12 protein-coding genes and 1 pseudogene are annotated in these 16,888 nt (G+C 66.8%); 9 read left to right on the plus strand and 4 right to left on the minus strand.

The window, feature by feature from the left end; translation table 11 throughout:
* Positions 1-23 precede the first annotated feature (23 nt).
* On the plus strand, positions 24-710 hold the full coding sequence (rpiA, locus tag AC1Z3O_RS05095) for a ribose-5-phosphate isomerase RpiA (protein WP_483514038.1): 687 nt from the start codon (positions 24-26) through the stop codon (positions 708-710).
* Positions 711-751: 41 nt separating this feature from the next.
* On the opposite strand, the gene AC1Z3O_RS05100 is transcribed toward rpiA, so the two are convergent.
* From AC1Z3O_RS05100 to argA, 3 genes are all read right to left on the minus strand, one after another.
* The gene (locus tag AC1Z3O_RS05100; protein ID WP_483514040.1) at positions 752-1,159 is read right to left on the minus strand and encodes a cupin domain-containing protein; all 408 of its coding nucleotides are present in this window, start codon (positions 1,157-1,159) and stop codon (positions 752-754) included.
* A gap of 265 nt (positions 1,160-1,424) precedes the next feature.
* Positions 1,425-1,697 carry an oxidative damage protection protein gene (locus AC1Z3O_RS05105; protein WP_174109191.1) on the minus strand — a complete coding sequence of 91 codons (273 nt, stop codon included), beginning with the start codon at positions 1,695-1,697 and terminating at the stop codon, positions 1,425-1,427.
* A gap of 139 nt (positions 1,698-1,836) precedes the next feature.
* Entirely contained in the window at positions 1,837-3,171 is a 1,335-nt protein-coding gene (gene argA / locus AC1Z3O_RS05110) for an amino-acid N-acetyltransferase (protein ID WP_483517522.1), read from the minus strand.
* 131 nt (positions 3,172-3,302) lie between these two features.
* Between argA and hrpA the strand changes: the two genes are divergently transcribed.
* The 7 genes from hrpA (at position 3,303) to AC1Z3O_RS05145 (ending at position 14,142) form a co-directional block, all read left to right on the plus strand.
* On the plus strand, positions 3,303-7,391 hold the full coding sequence (hrpA, locus tag AC1Z3O_RS05115; protein ID WP_483514042.1) for an ATP-dependent RNA helicase HrpA: 4,089 nt from the start codon (positions 3,303-3,305) through the stop codon (positions 7,389-7,391).
* A 149-nt stretch (positions 7,392-7,540) separates the two neighbouring features.
* Positions 7,541-8,521, plus strand: coding sequence for a YVTN family beta-propeller repeat protein (locus AC1Z3O_RS05120; protein ID WP_483514044.1), 981 nt, complete (start codon positions 7,541-7,543; stop codon positions 8,519-8,521).
* A 23-nt stretch (positions 8,522-8,544) separates the two neighbouring features.
* Positions 8,545-9,456: a polysaccharide deacetylase family protein gene (locus AC1Z3O_RS05125; RefSeq protein WP_483514046.1), complete on the plus strand. Its 912-nt coding sequence runs from the start codon at positions 8,545-8,547 to the stop codon at positions 9,454-9,456.
* Positions 9,456-10,436 carry a sterol desaturase family protein gene (locus AC1Z3O_RS05130; protein ID WP_483514048.1) on the plus strand — a complete coding sequence of 327 codons (981 nt, stop codon included), beginning with the start codon at positions 9,456-9,458 and terminating at the stop codon, positions 10,434-10,436. Before AC1Z3O_RS05125 ends, AC1Z3O_RS05130 begins: the two co-directional genes overlap by 1 nt.
* 73 nt (positions 10,437-10,509) lie before the next feature.
* Positions 10,510-11,400 (plus strand): EI24 domain-containing protein, encoded by an 891-nt coding sequence (locus tag AC1Z3O_RS05135; protein WP_483514049.1) that lies wholly within the window; start codon positions 10,510-10,512, stop codon positions 11,398-11,400.
* Between the two features lie 12 nt (positions 11,401-11,412).
* Positions 11,413-12,228, plus strand: a complete 816-nt coding sequence (locus AC1Z3O_RS05140) for a competence/damage-inducible protein A (protein ID WP_483514051.1) — start codon at positions 11,413-11,415, stop codon at positions 12,226-12,228.
* A gap of 654 nt (positions 12,229-12,882) precedes the next feature.
* The gene (locus tag AC1Z3O_RS05145) at positions 12,883-14,142 is read left to right on the plus strand and encodes an IS256 family transposase (protein ID WP_483514053.1); all 1,260 of its coding nucleotides are present in this window, start codon (positions 12,883-12,885) and stop codon (positions 14,140-14,142) included.
* Positions 14,143-14,455: 313 nt separating this feature from the next.
* Here AC1Z3O_RS05145 and AC1Z3O_RS05150 read toward each other — a convergent pair whose 3' ends face one another.
* Complete coding sequence (locus AC1Z3O_RS05150; RefSeq protein WP_483514055.1) at positions 14,456-14,920, minus strand: rhodanese-like domain-containing protein; 465 nt, start codon at positions 14,918-14,920, stop codon at positions 14,456-14,458.
* Between the two features lie 504 nt (positions 14,921-15,424).
* Between AC1Z3O_RS05150 and AC1Z3O_RS05155 the strand changes: the two are divergent.
* A pseudogene (locus AC1Z3O_RS05155) lies at positions 15,425-16,841 on the plus strand (3-hydroxylaminophenol mutase).
* Positions 16,842-16,888: the final 47 nt, after the last annotated feature.

A 16,888-nucleotide genomic window follows, 5' to 3' on the forward strand; every position in this document is an offset into this window, starting at 1 on the left:
CCAATGCATCCACTGGCTTTGTCATGACTCAGGACGAACTCAAGGCGCTGGTCGCACAGGCCGCCGCTGACTACGTGAAGCAGGAAGTACCGCAGGGCGCGGTGCTGGGCGTGGGCACCGGCTCCACCGCCAACCTCTTCATCGATGCCGTGGCGGGCTTCAAGGATCGCTTCGCAGGTGCCGTATCGAGCTCCGAGGCGTCGACGCGCCGCCTGCAGCAGCACGGCTTCAAGGTGCTGGACCTGAATGAGGTGGACGAGATCCCCGTCTATGTCGACGGCGCCGATGAGATCGACGCCAGCGGCGCCATGATCAAGGGCGGCGGCGGCGCGCTGACGCGCGAGAAGATCGTGGCCTCGGTGGCCGGGCGCTTCGTCTGCATCGCCGATGGCAGCAAGCTGGTGGAGGTCATGGGTGCCTTCCCGCTGCCGGTCGAGGTGATTCCGATGGCGCGTGCCGCGGTGGCGCGCAAGCTGGCAGCGCTCGGCGGCCAGCCCAAGCTGCGCATGAACAAGGAAGGCGGGATCTACAAGACCGACAACGGCAATGTGATTCTTGACGTGGTGGGCCTGCGCATCGCCGACCCCAAGGGCCTCGAAGAAACCATCAATCACCTGCCCGGCGTGGTGACGGTGGGCCTGTTCGCGCTGCGGGGTGCCGACGTGCTGCTGCTCGGCACGCAGGACGGCGTGCGGCGCCTGGACTTCTGAGTCTCTGAGGCGCGCGCCCGGCCGGCCCGCGTGCCGGCCGCTCAGGGCGCGGGGCTGGCCAGCGGCTTGCCCTTTTCCACCACGTAGACGCCGACCAGGCGCACCGGCGCACCGCCGGGATTGTGCGCGTCGTGCACGACGCCGGCCGGCACCACGAAGGCTTCTCCCGCCTTGATGATGCGTGGCGGCTGTCCGTCCACCAGCAGTTCGGCCTCGCCTTCGGTCACATAGCTGATTTCGTCACCCGGGTGCGTATGTCGCCCCGCACGGGCACCGGGCGCCACCTCTACGCGTGCCACCACGTTCTCGCGGCCCGGCACCGAGCTGTCCGCGCGCGTCACGATGGTGCGCGTCAGGCCGCCGCTGTTCTGGGCCATGGCTGCGCCCGAGGCCAGCGCCAGGCCAGCCAGCGCGAGTCCGCCGAGGCGGCTCAGTCTGCTCCCGTTCATTGTCTTCTCCTTTGGTTTTCTTTTTGCTTCGTTGCACAAGGAATGTCGCCTGGAGGACAGGCACACAGGTGACGCCTGGAACCGGAGGTGCTGGCTGCGGGGCGGCGGGGCGCCCGGATGTGATCGAATCCTAGCAAAGGCCGGCAGGGCTCGCCATGGGTGGCGCGGCCTTGCTGCTCGGAAGGGGCGGGCATTGCCGGGCAGGAAAAGAAAAAGGGTGCCGCGAGGGCACCCTTTTTCTTTTCCTGCGACCGGCGCAGTGCGCTCAGCCTTGCGGCGGCACGTAGCCCGCGGCCTGGTCGGCGCCTTCACCGAAGAAGTACTTCTCGGTCTGCTTGAGCAGGTACTGGCGGGCACGCGTGTCGGCCATGTTGAGGCGGTTTTCGTTGATCAGCATCGTCTGGTGCTTGAGCCAGCCGGCCCATGCTTCCTTCGACACGTTCTGCCAGATCTTCTTGCCCAGTTCGCCGGGCAGCGGCGGGAAGTCGAGGCCTTCGGCTTCCTTGTTCAGCTTGACGCAGTGGACCATGCGGGCCATGGGGACTCCTTGGTATTTCGTGCTGTGCGATTGTCGGGGCGCGCCGCGTTGCCTGGCTTCGGGCAGGGCGGCGCGCCGTGCGTGGGTGCCGCTATTGTAGCGAAGCGGGGGCGGGCAGGCGCTCACGCCCCCACCGCGCTCACAGTTTCTTCATCAGCACCATGGATTTGCGCTGCCAGTTGTACAGCTTGCGCTTGTCTTCCGGCAGGTCGTCAACGGTTGCGTGCACGAAGCCGCGTTTCAGGAACCAGTGCTCGGTGCGGGTCGTCAGCACGAACAGGCGGTCGAGCCCGAGCGTGCGCGCGCGCCGCTCGATGCGCTTCAGGATGCGCTCGCCGTCGCCGGTGCCCTGGGCATCGGGCGACACGATCAGGCAGGCCATCTCGGCCATGCCCTCACGCGGATACGGATAGAGCGCGGCGCAGCCGAACAGCACGCCGTCGTGCTCGATCACCGAGAAGTTGGCGATGTCGCGCTCGATCAGGTGGCGGCCGCGCGGCACCAGTGTGCCGTCGGCCTCCAGCGGCTCGATCAGTTGCACGATGCCGCCGACGTCGTCGAGCGTGGCTTCGCGCAGGCTCTCCAGGTCAGTGTCGGAGACCATGGTGCCAACGCCGTCGTGCAGGAACAGCTCGAGCAGCACCGAGCCGTCGAGCGAGTACGGAATCAGGTGGGCGCGCGGCACGCCGCCCTTGAGCGCCTTGACCAGGTGCTGCAGGTAGTCGGCGACATCCGGCGGCAGGTGGTTGTTCTGCAGCCGCTCGATCGCGGTGCGCAGCGACAGCTCGGGGATCAGCTTGCCGACCGGGTCGGGCACGCCCGGCACCTCGGTGATGAAGATCAGCTTGTCGGCCTTGAGCGCCGTGGCGGTGGCGCTGGCCACGTCTTCCATCGACAGGTTGAAGGCCTGGCCGGTGGGCGAGAAGCCCAGCGGCGACAGCAGCACCACCTTGCCGTGCTGCAGCGACATGCGCACCGACTCGGCGTCCACCTTGCGTACCTGTCCCGTGTGCTGGAAATCCACGCCGTTGACGATGCCGACCGGGCGCGCGGTGACGAAGTTGCCGGAGATCACCGATAGCTGGGCGCCCGCCATCGGCGTGTTGGGCAGGCCGCGGCTGAAGGCTGCCTCGATGTCCAGGCGCAGTTCGCCGGCCGCCTCCTTGGCGCATTCGAGCGCGGCGTTGTCGGTGATGCGCACGCCTTCGTCGAACTGCGATTCCACCCGGCGCAGCGCCAGCTGTTCTTCCACCTGCGGGCGCGAGCCGTGCACCAGCACCACGTGCATGCCCATTGCGTGCAGCAGGGCCACGTCGTTGACCAGCGCATCCAGGCAGCCCGCCTTGACCAGTTCGCCGCCGAAGCCGATCACGAAGGTCTTGCCGCGGAAAGTGTGGATGTAGGGCGCGACCGCGCGCAGCCAATCAACAAATTGCTGGTGGCTGGGGGCGGGGGATCCTCGCTCGATGGTCATGGCAGCGGCGTCGGCATTGGCCGCGGGCGTGGAGTCGGGACCGGGCTGGGGTTCGGCCGGCTCGGCAGGGTGGGGCGCAGACTGTGGCGCGTCGGTTCTGGCATTCATCCGGCGGATTATAATCCCGCCCGATGCCAGAACAACGTCCCGCCAAGCCGCTGCCGCAGGGGCGGCAGCCCGCCGCGTCCCGGCCGGCTTCCCGCCCCGGCCCGCAGTCCGCCTCCTCCGCCCCCTCCACGGCTACGCAGCCCGGCCGCCGGCCCGCCGCGCCCGCCCCCTCATCCGCATCTGGATCCGCTGCACCGGCGCGCGCCGACGGCGCGGCGCCGGACGGGCGAGAGCGCCGAGGCGCGCGTCCGCGCCCGGCCGGCGAGCCGCGTGGTCCCAGGCCGCGGCGTCCCGCCAATCCCCTGCCCGAGATCACCTTCCCGGAGGCGCTGCCCGTCTCGGCGCGGCGCGAGGAGATCGCCGCCGCGCTGCGCGCGCACCAGGTGGTGGTGGTGTCCGGCGAGACCGGCTCGGGCAAGACCACGCAGTTGCCCAAGATCTGCCTGTCGATCGGGCGCGGACCCGGCGCGGACGGCAGCGGCGGGCTGATCGGCCATACCCAGCCGCGGCGCATCGCCGCCACCTCGACCGCCAAGCGCATCGCCCAGGAACTGGGCACGCCCGTGGGCGAGAACGTCGGCTATCAGGTGCGCTTCAACGACACCATGTCGCCCGGCGCCTCGGTCAAGCTGATGACCGACGGCATCCTGCTGGCCGAGACGCAGAACGACCCGCTGCTGCGCGCCTACGACACCATCATCATCGACGAGGCGCACGAGCGCAGCCTCAACATCGATTTCCTGATCGGCTACCTGAAGCAGATCCTGCCCAAGCGGCCCGACCTGAAGGTGATCATCACCTCGGCCACCATCGATGCGCAGCGCTTTGCCGAGCACTTTACGCTCAAGGGCCGGCCGGCGCCGGTGATCGAGGTCAGCGGCCGGCTCTATCCGGTCGAGCTGCGCTACCGGCCGATCCAGCAGGATGCGCCGGCGGCCTCCGGCGACCCGCAGAAGGCCGCGGCCGCGCGCGAGCGCGATCTGTACGATGGCATCGTCGATGCTGTCGACGAGCTGTGCCGGCTGGGACCGGGCGACGTGCTGGTGTTCCTGCCCGGCGAGCGCGAGATCCGCGAGACGGCCGAGGCGCTGCGCAAGCATCATCCGCCGCACACCGAGATCCTGCCGCTGTTCGCGCGGCTGTCGGTGCAGGAGCAGGAGCGGGTGTTCCGGCCTTCGAATGCGCGCCGCATCGTGCTGGCCACCAATGTGGCGGAAACGTCGCTGACGGTGCCGGGCATCCGCTATGTCGTGGATACCGGCCTGGCCCGCGTCAAGCGCTACTCCTACCGCAACAAGGTGGAGCAACTGCAGATCGAAGCGATCTCGCAGGCGGCGGCCAACCAGCGCGCCGGCCGCTGCGGCCGGGTGGCGGACGGCGTCTGCATCCGGCTCTACGAGGAGTCGGACTTCGCCGGCCGGCTGCGCTTCACCGATCCGGAAATCCTGCGTTCCTCGCTGGCGGCGGTGATCCTGCGCATGAAGGCGCTGCGCCTGACCGCGATCGAGTCCTTTCCCTTCATCGAGCCGCCGCTGGGCCGCGCCGTCGCCGACGGCTACCAACTGCTGCAGGAACTGGGGGCGATCGAGAGCAAGGAGGAGACCTACGAGCTGACCGCCACCGGCCGCCAGCTCGCCAAGCTGCCGCTGGACCCGAGAGTGGGCCGCATGATCCTGGCCGCGCGCGACCACCAGTGCCTGCGCGAGGTGCTGGTGATCGCCAGCGCGCTGTCGGTGCAGGACCCGCGCGAGCGCCCACAGGACGCCCAGGAGGCGGCCGACCAGGCGCACCGCAAGTTCATCGACGAGAAGTCGGAGTTCCTCGGCTGGGTGCGCATGTGGAAGTGGTTCGAGGAGGCGGTCGCGCACAAGAAGACCAACCGCCAGCTGCAGGACCAGTGCCGTGCGCACTTCCTGTCGCACGTGCGGCTGCGCGAATGGCGCGACGTGCATTCGCAGCTGCTGACCACCGTCACCGAGCAGGGTTGGCGCCTGAACGACAGCGAGCCCACCTTCGAGCAGATGCACAAGGCCCTGCTGACCGGCCTGCTGGGCAATATCGGCTGCAAGCTGGAGGAGGCCGACGGGCGCGGCCGCGAATACCTGGGCGCGCGCGGCATCAAGTTCCACCTGTGGCCGGGCTCCTTCATCGCGCGCAAGGTCGGGCGCTGGATCATGGCGGCCGAGCTGGTCGAGACCAGCCGGCTGTTCGCGCGCACGCTGGCGCGCATCGAGCCCGAGTGGCTGGAGCAGATCGGCGGCCACCTGCTCAAGGTGAGCTGGAGCGATCCGCACTGGGAGAAGAAGGCCGGCCAGGTGCTGGCGCTGGAGCGCGCCACGCTGTACGGCCTGGTGGTCTACCAGCACCGGCGCGTCCACTACGGCCCGATGAACCAGGCCGAAGCACGCGAGATCTTCATCCGCCGCGCGCTGGTCGATGGCGAGCTCGATACGCGCCTGCCGTTCTTCGCGCACAACCAGCGCCTGGTGCGCGAGATCGAGAACCTGGAGCACAAGTCGCGCCGGCAGGACGTGCTGGTCGACGACGAACTGATCTACGCCTTCTACGACCGCGCGATCCCCGCCGACATCCACCAGCAGGCCAGCTTCGAGCAGTGGTACAAGCAGGAGAGCGCCGGCGACCGCAAGCTGCTCTACCTGAACCGCGACGAGCTGATGCGCCACGAGGCGGCCGGCATCACCACCGAGCTGTTCCCGAAGACCATGGCGGTGGCCGGCGTCGACATGGCGCTGACCTACCACTTCGAGCCGGGCAGCCACCGCGACGGCGTGACGTTGGCGGTGCCGCTCTATGCGCTCAACCAGGTCCGCCCGGAGCGCTGCGAATGGCTGGTGCCGGGCATGATCAAGGAGAAGGTGCACCTGCTGCTGAAGTCGCTGCCGCAGAAGCTGCGCCGCCATTGCGTGCCGCTGCCGGACTACGCGGCCGGCTTCGTCGAGCGCCGTCCCTTCGGCGAGGGCGAGCTGGTGGACGTGCTGATCGCCGATATTCGCGAGCAGACCGGCACCATGGTCAAGCGCGCGGACTTCAAGCTGGAGACGCTGTCCGCCCACCACTTCATGAATTTCAAGGTGGTCGACGAGCACGGCCGGCAGCTGGAGATGGGGCGCAACCTGGCCCAGCTGCGCGCCGAGCTGGGCGGACAGGCGCAGCAGTCCTTCCAGAACATCGCCGCGCGCGGCGCGGGCCAGGCGCAGGCGGGCAGCGCCAGCGCGGCCCCGGCGGCCCAGTTCGAGCGCCTGACCGCCTGGTCCTTCGGCGAACTGCCCGAGCTGCTGGAGATCCGCAAGGGCAACCAGACGCTGTTCGGCTATCCGGCCCTGGTCGACCGCGGCACGCATTGCGATGTCGAGGTCTTCGACGACCCGCAGGAGGCCGCGCGCATCCATCGCGCTGGCCTGCGGCGGCTGTTCGCGCTGCAACTGCGCGAGCAGGTCAAGTTCGTCGAGAAGAATATCCCCGGCCTGCAGCAGATGGCGATGCAGTACATGAACCTCGGCACGCAGGAAATGCTGCGCGACCAGATCGTGATGCTCGCCCTGGAGCGCGCCTGCATGCAGGAGCCGCTGCCGCGCAACGAGGCCGAGTTCGCCGCGCGCAAGGACGAGGGCCGGGCACGGCTGTCGCTGCTGGCGCAGGAGATCGCGCGGCTGGCGGGGGCGGTGCTGGCCGAATACGCCGGCTTGCCGCGCAAGCTGCTACAGGCCAAGTCCTTCACCGCGGCGCACGCCGACATGGACGCGCAGCTCGCGCGCCTGATGGGCAAGCAGTTCATCATCGACACGCCCTATGTCCAGCTCGTGCATTACCCGCGCTATCTGAAGGGCATCGCCATGCGCATCGACAAGATCAAGGGCGATCCGGCGCGCGACTCGCAGCGCCTGCAGGAAATGAACCCGCTGCTGCAGCAGTGGCAGCGTGCCGAAAAGCAGTTGCGTGCGCAGGGGCGGGGTGTCGAGGATGCGCGCCTGGACGAGTTCCGCTGGATGCTGGAGGAGCTGCGCGTGGCGCTCTTCGCCCAGGAGCTGCGCACGCCGGTGCCGATGTCGGTCAAGCGGCTGCAGAAGGTGTGGGAGTCCATGCAGCGCTGATGCGGGGCTTCGGTGCCGGAGGGGGTGGAGCGGGGGCGGTGGTTAACGGCGCGTTGGAGAAATTCTTTAGCGCGGATTCTTGCTCTAGGTCATCGGCGCGCGGGGGGAAAACGTTAGAATGCACAACTCCGAATCTGACTCCCGGTCCTATGTTTGCATTGCGTAGTTTTGTTGCTGGTCTGGCCGCGGCCGGCGCCCTGGCTCTCGTGTCGGCGCCCGCCTTGGCCGAGGTGGTGGTGACCCTGAATTCTGGTGATGCCACCATCACTTTGATCGACAAGGACACGCAAAAGGTGCTGGAGACCTTCCCGGTCGGCAAGGAGCCTCACCACCTGATCGCAACGCCGGACAACAAGTCGCTGATCGTCGCCAATGCGGTCGGCAACGACCTGGTCTTCCTCGATCCTCTTACGGGCAAGGTGCAGCAGCGCGTGCCCAATATCGACGATCCCTACCAGATCGGTTTCTCTCCCGACCAGAAATGGTTCGTCACCACCGGTAACCGGCTCGACCGGGTCGACCTCTATCGCTGGGACGGCAAGACCCTGAAGCTCGCCAAGCAGCTGTCGCTGGCCAAGACGCCGAGCCACATCGCCTTCACCGCCGACAGCAAGATCGCTTTCGTCACGCTGCAGGACTCCAACGAGCTGGTCGCCATCGACCTGCCCACGCAGACCGTGATGTGGCGCATGACCACCGGTTCGGCACCGGCCGGCGTGTGGGTCACCCAGGACCAGAAGTACGTGCTGGTGGGCATGACCGGCGCCGACTACGTTGCCGTGGTCGACTGGCGCGCGCGCACGGTGGTCAAGCAGATCCAGACCGGCAAGGGCGCGCACAACTTCCGTGCGCTCGGCGACAAGCGCCATCTGTTCCTGAGCAACCGGGTCTCGGGCACCATCAGCATCATCGACCAGCAGACCCTGACCAAGGTCGGCGACATCACCGGCCTGCCGCCCGGTCCCGACGACATGGAACTGACCGCCGACGGCAAGACGCTGTGGGTCAGCTTCCGCTGGGCACGCTCGGTGGGCCTGATCGACGTCGCCAGCCGCAAGCTGATCAAGACCATCCGCGTGGGCCGCTCGCCCCACGGCATCTATTTCCATACGCGCGCGCCGCTGTACTGAGCGGGGTGTGCCGCACCGCGACTATGCGCAAATTCTCGATTTCCCGGCGGGGCGGCTGCCTCGCCATCGCCGGGGCGGCGATCGTTGCCGCGCTCGGCGGCCTGGCCGGGCTGCCGGCGTCCGTGTCGGCCGCTCCCGCATCCGGGGCGGTGCCGGCCTGCAGCGCCGGCACGCTCTACCTGACCTTCGACACCGGCAGCATGAGCCAGGCGGAGCTGATCGCCAGCACCCTGCGCAAGCATCACATCAAGGCGACGTTTTTCCTGGCCAATGAGCCCACCGTGCGCGGCGACAACTCGCTGGACAAGAGTTGGGCCCCGTACTGGAAGGAACTCGCTGCCGACGGCCATGCCTTCGGCAGCCACACCTTCGATCACGTCTACCTGCGCAGCGTGCGCGACGGCCGCGTGACCATGCGGCCGCAGTTCGGCGCCGCGGGCGGCCGCGACGTGGAAATGAGCGCGGGCGACTTCTGCGGAGAACTGCGGCGCAGCGCCACCACCTTCCAGTCCTACACCGGCCAGCCAATGCTGCCGCTCTGGCGCGCGCCGGGCGGCCGCACGGCGCCGCAGACGCTGCACTGGGCCGAGCAATGCGGCTTCAAGCACGTGGGTTGGGCCTCGGCGGGCTTCCTCGGCGACGAGCTGCCGTCCGATCGCTTCCCCAATGCGGTGCTGCTGCAGCGCGCGCTGCGCGACCTGCGCGACGGTGACATCACCATGGCCCACCTGGGCATCTGGTCGCGCAAGGATCCCTGGGCGCCGGCCGTGCTGGAGCCCCTGATCAGCGGACTGGAACGCAAGGGCTTCTGCTTCGCCACGCTGCGCGAGCACCCTGCCTATCGCCAGTGGTTCGCCCAGCAGGCAGCCGAGCAGGCCAAGGCGGCACCCGCAACGCCCGCGGCCGCCGGGGCGCGGGCGGAGGGCAAGCGCTGATGTGGGATACCGTCAGCGCCTGGATCGGTGAGCTGGAGGGCACCCTGTTCCAGAACGTGGTGCTGCCGCTCGTCTATCACCTGGGCCTGGGCGGCTATGCCGAGGATGCCTACACGGCCACCGAATGGCTGCTGGTGGGTCTGGTGCAGATCGGCGTGATGGTGCTGATCCTCGGCCCGCTGGAGCGCTGGCGCCCGGTCGAGCCGGTGACCGACCCGGCCGCCGTGCGCACCGACATTCTCTACACGCTGGTACACCGGCTCGGGCTGTTCCGGCTCGCCATGTTCTTCCTGCTCGATCCGCTGATGGACGGCCTCGAGGGGCATCTGCGCCTGCTCGGCCTGCAGCGGGCCAATGTCGAGGACTGGTGGCCGGGCGTGAGCTCGGTCCCGCTGGTCAGCTTCTTCATCTACCTGCTGCTGTTCGACCTGCTCGACTACTGGTACCACCGCCTTTCGCACACCTTCCGCTGGTGGTGGGCACTGCACGCGGTGCATCACAGCCAGCGGCAGATGACGCTCTGGAGCGACAACCGCAATCACCTGCTCGACGACATGCTGCGCGACGTGGTCTTTGCCGTGGCCGCGCTGGCGGTCGGCCTGGAGCCGTCGCAATACGTGCTGCTGGTGGCGCTGTCGCAACTGCTGCAAAGCCTGCAGCACGCGAACCTGCGGCTGCACTTCGGCTGGCTGGGCGAGCGGCTGCTGATCTCGCCGCGCTTTCACCGTACCCACCATGCGATCGGCATCGGGCATGAGGCCGCGGGCCAGCCCAGCCGGCTGGGCGGCTGCAACTACGGCGTGCTGTTCCCCTGGTGGGACATGCTGTTCGGCACGGCGGATTTCTCCACGTCGTTCTACCCCACCGGCATCCGCGACCAGATGCCGGCTCCGGTGGGGAAGGGCCGGGACTACGGCGCCGGCCTGCTGGCGCAGCAATGGCTGGGCCTGAGGCGCCTGCTGCGGATCGGGCGGGCGTGAGGCGTGCGGGGGCGGCACGCTCGTCGTATGCTAGTCTCTGCGTCCCGGCAAGATTGTCCTTCGCTTCTCCCGCATGAACGACCTGTTTCGCTCGTTTGGCCGTGCACTGATCAGCCAGCTGCATCCGCGCATGCTGATGCTGACCGTGCTGCCTTTCATTCTCTGCACCGCGCTTTGGGGTGGCCTGCTGTGGTGGGGCTGGGACCCCATCATGCAGTCCGCCCGCACGCTGCTCGAAGGCTGGGCGCTGACCCGCTGGATCTACGCCGCGCTGGACTGGATGACGCTGCAATCGCTGCGTGCGGTGGTGGCGCCGCTGTTCGTGGTGGCCCTGATGGTGCCGCTGGTGATCGCCTCCATGCTGCTCTTCATCAGCCTGTGCTCGGTTCCCGCGGTCATGCGCTACCTGGAGCGCAGCTATCCGGGCCTGGCCAAGGCACGCGGTGGCAGTCTCCTGGGCAGCGTGATGCAATCGCTGGGCAGTACCGTGGTGTTCCTGCTGCTGGTGCTGGTAACGCTGCCGCTGTGGCTGGTGCCGCCGTTCTTCGCGCTGATTCCGCCCGTGCTGTGGGGCTGGCTGACCTATCGCGTGATGAGCTATGACGCGCTGGCCGAGCATGCCAGCGCGGAGGAGCGCAAGGTGCTGATGCAGCGCCACCGCACGCCCCTGCTGGCGATCGGCGTGGCCGTCGGCCTGCTGGGCTCGGCGCCGACGCTGCTGTGGGTGTCGTCGGCGGCCATCATCTTCCTGTTTCCCTTCGTGCTGGCCGGCACGCTGTGGCTGTACGTACTGATCTTTATCTTCTCGGCGCTATGGTTCGGGCATTTCTGCCTGCATGCGCTGGCGAAGTTGCGCGCGGAGCGCGCCGCGGCAGCGGCCGGTCCCGCCGGTCCGCCGGGCGGCATGCCGTCCGATATCATCGATCTCGCGCCGTCCGACGTACGGCGCATTGAACATTCCTGAAGCGGGGGCACCATGGGGTTCGGCCTGATCGTCATCGGAGACGAGATCCTGTCGGGGCGGCGCGAGGACAAGCACCTGCGCCGCGCCATCGAATTGCTGGGCGCGCGTGGCCTGTCGCTGGGCTGGGCGGAGTACATCGGCGACGACCGTGAGCGCATCACGGCAACGCTGCGCCGCACCTTCGCGGGCCCGGACGTGGTGTTCTGCACGGGCGGCATCGGCGCCACGCCCGACGACCATACGCGCCAGTGCGCCGCCGCGGCGCTTGGCGTGCCGCTCGAACTCCATCCGGAAGCGCGCGAGCTGATCACCCAGCGCATCATCGAAACCGCCGATGGCGATCCGGTCAAGGCAGACCTGACGCGGCCCGATAACCAGCACCGCTTCAAGATGGGCGAGTTTCCCGCCGGTGCCCGCGTCATCCCGAACAGCTATAACCGCATCCCGGGCTTCTCGGTGGCGGACCACCATTTCATGCCGGGCTTCCCGGTGATGGCCTGGCCGATGATGGAATGGGTGCTGGACCACCACTACGCCCACCTGTTCCACAAGGACAGCCACGCCGAGCGCAGCTTCTTCGTCTTCGAGGCGCCGGAGTCCACGCTGACGCCGCTGATGGAGCGCGTCGAAGCGGCCTTTCCGGGTATCCGCGTGTTCAGCCTGCCGTCGGTGGGGGATGCGCAGCGGGGTGCTATCTTCGCGCGGCGGCATATTGACCTTGGGGTCAAGGGGGTGGCGGATGATGTGGATGCTGCTTATGCGATGTTGAGGGATGGGGTGGTGGGGATGGGGTTTGAGGTGGTGGAGGGGGGTAGGGAGGCTGGTTAGCCTAGGCGCTGATCGTGGATTTGCGCGCTTGTTTGATCGGTGTGGGTTGATCGGGCCAACGGCTTGATTGCTGGCCTTCGGTGCTGGCCTGGGGTCTTGGTTGTTTAGGGCAAAGGCCTGTTTCGACTCCCCTGCGGGGAGCCGACCTACTTTCTTTGTCTCGCCAAAGAAAGTAGGCAAAGAAAGGCGACCCGGGTGCGGCGAAAGACTCCTCGCGATTTGCCGTGGCCGCCGCGCCCGTCCGAACTCGCGGCCTGCGGCCGCTCAGACAGCGGACGGGCTTCATCGGCGGCCACGGCAAATCGCGAGGCGCCGCACAACGGGAGGGAACTGCCAAACCGTTGGTTGGCGAGTGCTCCCGATACTGCCAATTCTGCTGAGGTCTCTAGCGTGAAGCGACAGCGAAGCTGGCGCTTCACCTGCCACCCGATGCGCAGCGAGGCGTGGCGTCCTTACCCTGCCGTATGCGGCGCCTCGCGGGCTGGCTGAAAGAGCGGAAAAGAGGGCCCCCTGTCTGAGCATCGCCGTAAGGCGATGTGAGTTGGGGCCCGGCCGCTCTTTCAGCCAGCCCGCGAGGGGGTGTTAAGCCGCATCCGGCGCGGGGCCTGTCAGAAAATTTGTGTTTAGGGCATAACATGTCACCGAGGAGCATGTATGCCACGCAAAACGAAGACGAGCCAGGCCGCAGACCGTGAGCTGCCAACCATCCCCGAGGACCTGATCGCCCATTTCGTGAAGGGCCCGATGACCGCCGAGGCGGTGCAGGATGCCTCCATGGCGTTCAAGAAGGCACTGATCGAACGGGCTCTGGGCGCTGAGCTAGGTCATCATCTGGGCTATCCGCCGGGCGAGCAGCGCCCGGCCGGAATGGCCAACCAGCGCAACGGCAAGACCGCCAAGACGGTGTTGACCGAGGATGGCCCGCTGCGAGTGGAGATCCCGCGCGACCGGGACGGCAGCTTTGCCCCGATCCTGATTCCCAAGCATGAGCGGCGCTTCACGGGGTTCGACGACAAGATCATCGCCATGTATGCCCGCGGCATGACTGTGCGCGAGATTCAAGCCTTCTTGGCCGAGCAGTACGGTACCGAGGTCTCTCCGGAGTTCATCAGCTCGGTGACCGATGCCGTGATGGACGAAGTCACCGCCTGGCAGGCTCGCCCGCTGGAAGTCATGTACCCGGTGGTGTTCTTCGATGCGCTGCGAGTCAAGATGCGCGAGGACGGCGTCGTGCGCAACAAGGCCGTCTACCTGGCCCTGGGTGTGCTGCCCGACGGCACGCGCGACATCCTGGGCCTGTGGATCGAGACCACCGAGGGCGCGAAGTTCTGGATGAAGGTGTTCAACGACCTCAAGACCCGGGGCACCCAAGACATCCTGATTGCGGTGACCGATGGCCTCAGGGGCATGGAACAGGCGCTGAACGCGGTGTTTCCGCACACGACCCTGCAGACGTGCATCGTGCACCTGATCCGCAACAGCCTGGACTACGCGAGTTGGAAGGAGCGCCGGGCCGTGGCCGCAGCGCTCAAGCCGGTGTACACGGCGCCCACCGTGGAGGCCGCGCAAGCCGAGCTGCTGGCCTTTGAGCAAGGCGAATGGGGCCGGCGCTATACGCCAATCGCGGCGGCCTGGCACCGCGCGTGGGATCAGGTCATCCCATTCTTTGCGTTTCCGCCGGCAATCCGCAAGATCATCTACACGACCAATGCCATCGAGAGCATCAACGCGCAGCTACGCAAGATCATCAAGACACGGGGTCACTTCCCCAGCGACGAAGCGGCCACCAAGCTGCTGTGGCTGGCCTTGCGCAACATCACCGGAAGCTGGGGCAGCTCAACCCATGACTGGAAGGCTGCGATGAATCAGTTTGCCATCCTCTACGAAGACCGATTCACGCATCCGCATCGCTGAGATAATGTCCGCTCGCCAGTCAAATTGACGGCGAGCTTTAAGCTGCCCTGCACACAAAAAATCTGACAGGCCCCCGGCGCGCCTTCTTTGCCTACTTTCTTGGCAAGACAAGAAAGTAGGTCGGCTCCCCGCAGGGGAGTCGAAACAGGCCTTTGCCTCGCAGACCAATACCGCTAGAGCAGATCGGCTCACACAGGAGGAGCCGAAACAGGCCGTTGGCTTAATCGACCAAAGTCCCGTGCATCAGCGCATCAACGCTTGAACATCCAAGGACCGGGCGGGCCGAAGCAACCCGCGCCGCAGCCAAGTCACCTCATGCCCCATGCCAAGGCAACCCCCGCACACACCACCCCTCCACCGTCTTCCGGTGATAGTGCTCATCGCGATTGCCCTCGAACCCCTCCAGCACGTCCATCGCAAACTGATAACCGGCCGCGGTCGCCACACGCGCAGCGTGCTTGGAGCGCGCCGCGCTGCGGCACAGGAACAGCACCGGCGCATCGGTCGGCACGCGGGCCTTCAGTTGGTCGAGGAAGGCGGGGTTCTGGCTGCCGCCGGGGTAGCTCATCCACTCGACGTGGGTCAGTTGCGAGTCGGGCAGGTCGGGGCCGCCGATCCAGTCGAGTTCCGCCTGGGTGCGTACGTCGACCAGCACGGCGCTCGGGTCCGCCTGCAGCAGGGAGAAGGCTTCCTGTGGCGTGAGCGCGCCGAAGTAGGGGAGTTGCTGTTCTTGCTGGCGGCGGCTGGCGGCGTCAAGGAGTTCGTCTCGGACGGTCATCTGTGCGACAAAAGCGGAGAGTGAAATGGCGGGATTGCCGATCAACCATTTTACCGTGCGCAAGGTCCGGCAAGGGCGGGGCGGTGTCGCAAGTGGGGGGCTTCAGTGCCGCGCCGCCATGCAGGCACAGAAATGATGCATTCTTTTTCGCTGGCACCACAACGGTGCTTTTCTCCAGAAATATGCACTGTTTTGGTGTTTCTGCCGGACGACCGGAAAACAGCCGGAAAATCGTGCCGGAAGGGGCGTTGGCCGTGCTGGCACGCCTGTGGTTCGCCGCGCACTCTCGGCGGGCGGGATGTCGCGAAACCGGCGCACGGGTTGCACATTTTTCGGGAGCCGCGGGGCATTCGGGGGATTCCGCTGGCATGCTTTCTGCTAACATTCCTCGTCCCCTTGAGGCCGGTTTTTCCGGGCAGAACCCTGCGCAATGGCGCGGGCCCCCGCGATGACCGACGCAAGAATGGCTTTCACTGAACTCAGCCGCATTCCCAGGAGATAGGCATGGCCAACAGCGTTGCAGACGTGATGAAGACTGGTGAAGGAAAACGACGTCAAGTTCGTCGATTTCCGCTTCACCGATACCAAGGGCAAGGAGCAGCACGTCTCGGTGCCCGTGTCGCACTTCGAAGAAGACAAGTTCGAAAGCGGTCACGCTTTCGACGGTTCGTCGATCGCCGGCTGGAAGGGTATCGAAGCTTCGGACATGCTGCTGATGCCGGATCCGAACACCGCCCACATCGATCCGTTCTACGAAGAGCCGACCCTGGTGCTGTCTTGCGACGTGATTGAGCCGTCGGATGGCAAGGGCTATGACCGCGACCCGCGCTCGATCGCCAAGCGCGCCGAGGCTTACCTGAAGAGCACCGGCCTGGGCGACACCGCCTTCTTCGGTCCGGAACCCGAGTTCTTCATTTTCGACGGCGTGACCTGGAACGTCGACATGCAGGGCTGCTTCGTCAAGATCCATTCGGAAGAAGCGCCGTGGTCCTCGGCCAAGGAATTCGAGCACGGCAACAGCGGCCATCGTCCGGGCAAGAAGGGTGGCTACTTCCCCGTCGCCCCGATCGACACCTTCCAGGACATCCGTTCCGAGATGTGCCTGATCCTGGAATCGCTGGGCATCCCCGTGGAAGTGCACCACCACGAAGTGGCAGGCCAGGGCCAGAATGAGATCGGCACCCGCTTCAGCACGCTGGTGCAGCGCGCCGACTGGACCCAGCTGCAGAAGTACGTGATCCAGAACGTCGCCCACACCTACGGCAAGACCGCCACCTTCATGCCGAAGCCCATCGTCGGCGACAACGGTTCGGGCATGCACGTTCACCAGTCGATCTGGAAGGACGGTCAGAACCTGTTCGCGGGCAACGGCTATGCCGGCCTGTCGGAGTTCGCGCTGTACTACATCGGCGGCATCATCAAGCATGCCCGCGCGCTGAACGCGATCACCAACCCGGGCACGAACTCGTACAAGCGCCTGGTGCCGGGCTTCGAAGCCCCGGTGAAGCTGGCCTACTCGGCCCGCAACCGCTCGGCCTCGATCCGTATCCCGTACGTGGCGAACCCGAAGGGCCGCCGTATCGAGACCCGCTTCCCGGATCCGCTGATGAACCCGTACCTGGGCTTCTCCGCGCTGCTGATGGCCGGCCTGGACGGCGTGCAGAACAAGATCCACCCGGGCGAGGCTGCCGACAAGAACCTGTACGACCTGCCGCCGGAAGAAGACGCGAAGATCCCGACCGTGTGCTCCAGCCTCGACCAGGCCCTGGAGTACCTGGACAAGGACCGCGAGTTCCTGACCCGTGGCGGCGTGTTCTCCAACTCGATGATCGATGCCTACATCGAGCTGAAGATGGAAGAAGTGACCCGCTTCCGCATGACGACCCACCCGGTCGAGTTCGAGATGTACTACTCGCTGTAAGCGCGACGGTTGCCGGGTTGTGACCAGGCAACAGAAGCACCGGAAAG

Source organism: Cupriavidus sp. 09_S30, assembly GCF_056930435.1.

Excerpts from the sequence above, each read along its gene's own strand:
- rpiA (WP_483514038.1), top strand. The coding sequence starts at position 24 with ATGACTCAGGACGAACTCAAGGCGCTGGTCGCACAGGCCGCCGCTGAC.
- AC1Z3O_RS05100 (WP_483514040.1), bottom strand. The coding sequence starts at position 1,159 with ATGAACGGGAGCAGACTGAGCCGCCTCGGCGGACTCGCGCTGGCTGGC.
- AC1Z3O_RS05140 (WP_483514051.1), top strand. The coding sequence starts at position 11,413 with ATGGGGTTCGGCCTGATCGTCATCGGAGACGAGATCCTGTCGGGGCGG.
- AC1Z3O_RS05125 (WP_483514046.1), top strand. The coding sequence starts at position 8,545 with ATGCGCAAATTCTCGATTTCCCGGCGGGGCGGCTGCCTCGCCATCGCC.
- AC1Z3O_RS05135 (WP_483514049.1), top strand. The coding sequence starts at position 10,510 with ATGAACGACCTGTTTCGCTCGTTTGGCCGTGCACTGATCAGCCAGCTG.
- argA (WP_483517522.1), bottom strand. The coding sequence starts at position 3,171 with ATGACCATCGAGCGAGGATCCCCCGCCCCCAGCCACCAGCAATTTGTT.
- AC1Z3O_RS05145 (WP_483514053.1), top strand. The coding sequence starts at position 12,883 with ATGCCACGCAAAACGAAGACGAGCCAGGCCGCAGACCGTGAGCTGCCA.
- AC1Z3O_RS05130 (WP_483514048.1), top strand. The coding sequence starts at position 9,456 with ATGTGGGATACCGTCAGCGCCTGGATCGGTGAGCTGGAGGGCACCCTG.
- AC1Z3O_RS05105 (WP_174109191.1), bottom strand. The coding sequence starts at position 1,697 with ATGGCCCGCATGGTCCACTGCGTCAAGCTGAACAAGGAAGCCGAAGGC.
- AC1Z3O_RS05150 (WP_483514055.1), bottom strand. The coding sequence starts at position 14,920 with ATGACCGTCCGAGACGAACTCCTTGACGCCGCCAGCCGCCGCCAGCAA.
- AC1Z3O_RS05120 (WP_483514044.1), top strand. The coding sequence starts at position 7,541 with ATGTTTGCATTGCGTAGTTTTGTTGCTGGTCTGGCCGCGGCCGGCGCC.
- hrpA (WP_483514042.1), top strand. The coding sequence starts at position 3,303 with ATGCCAGAACAACGTCCCGCCAAGCCGCTGCCGCAGGGGCGGCAGCCC.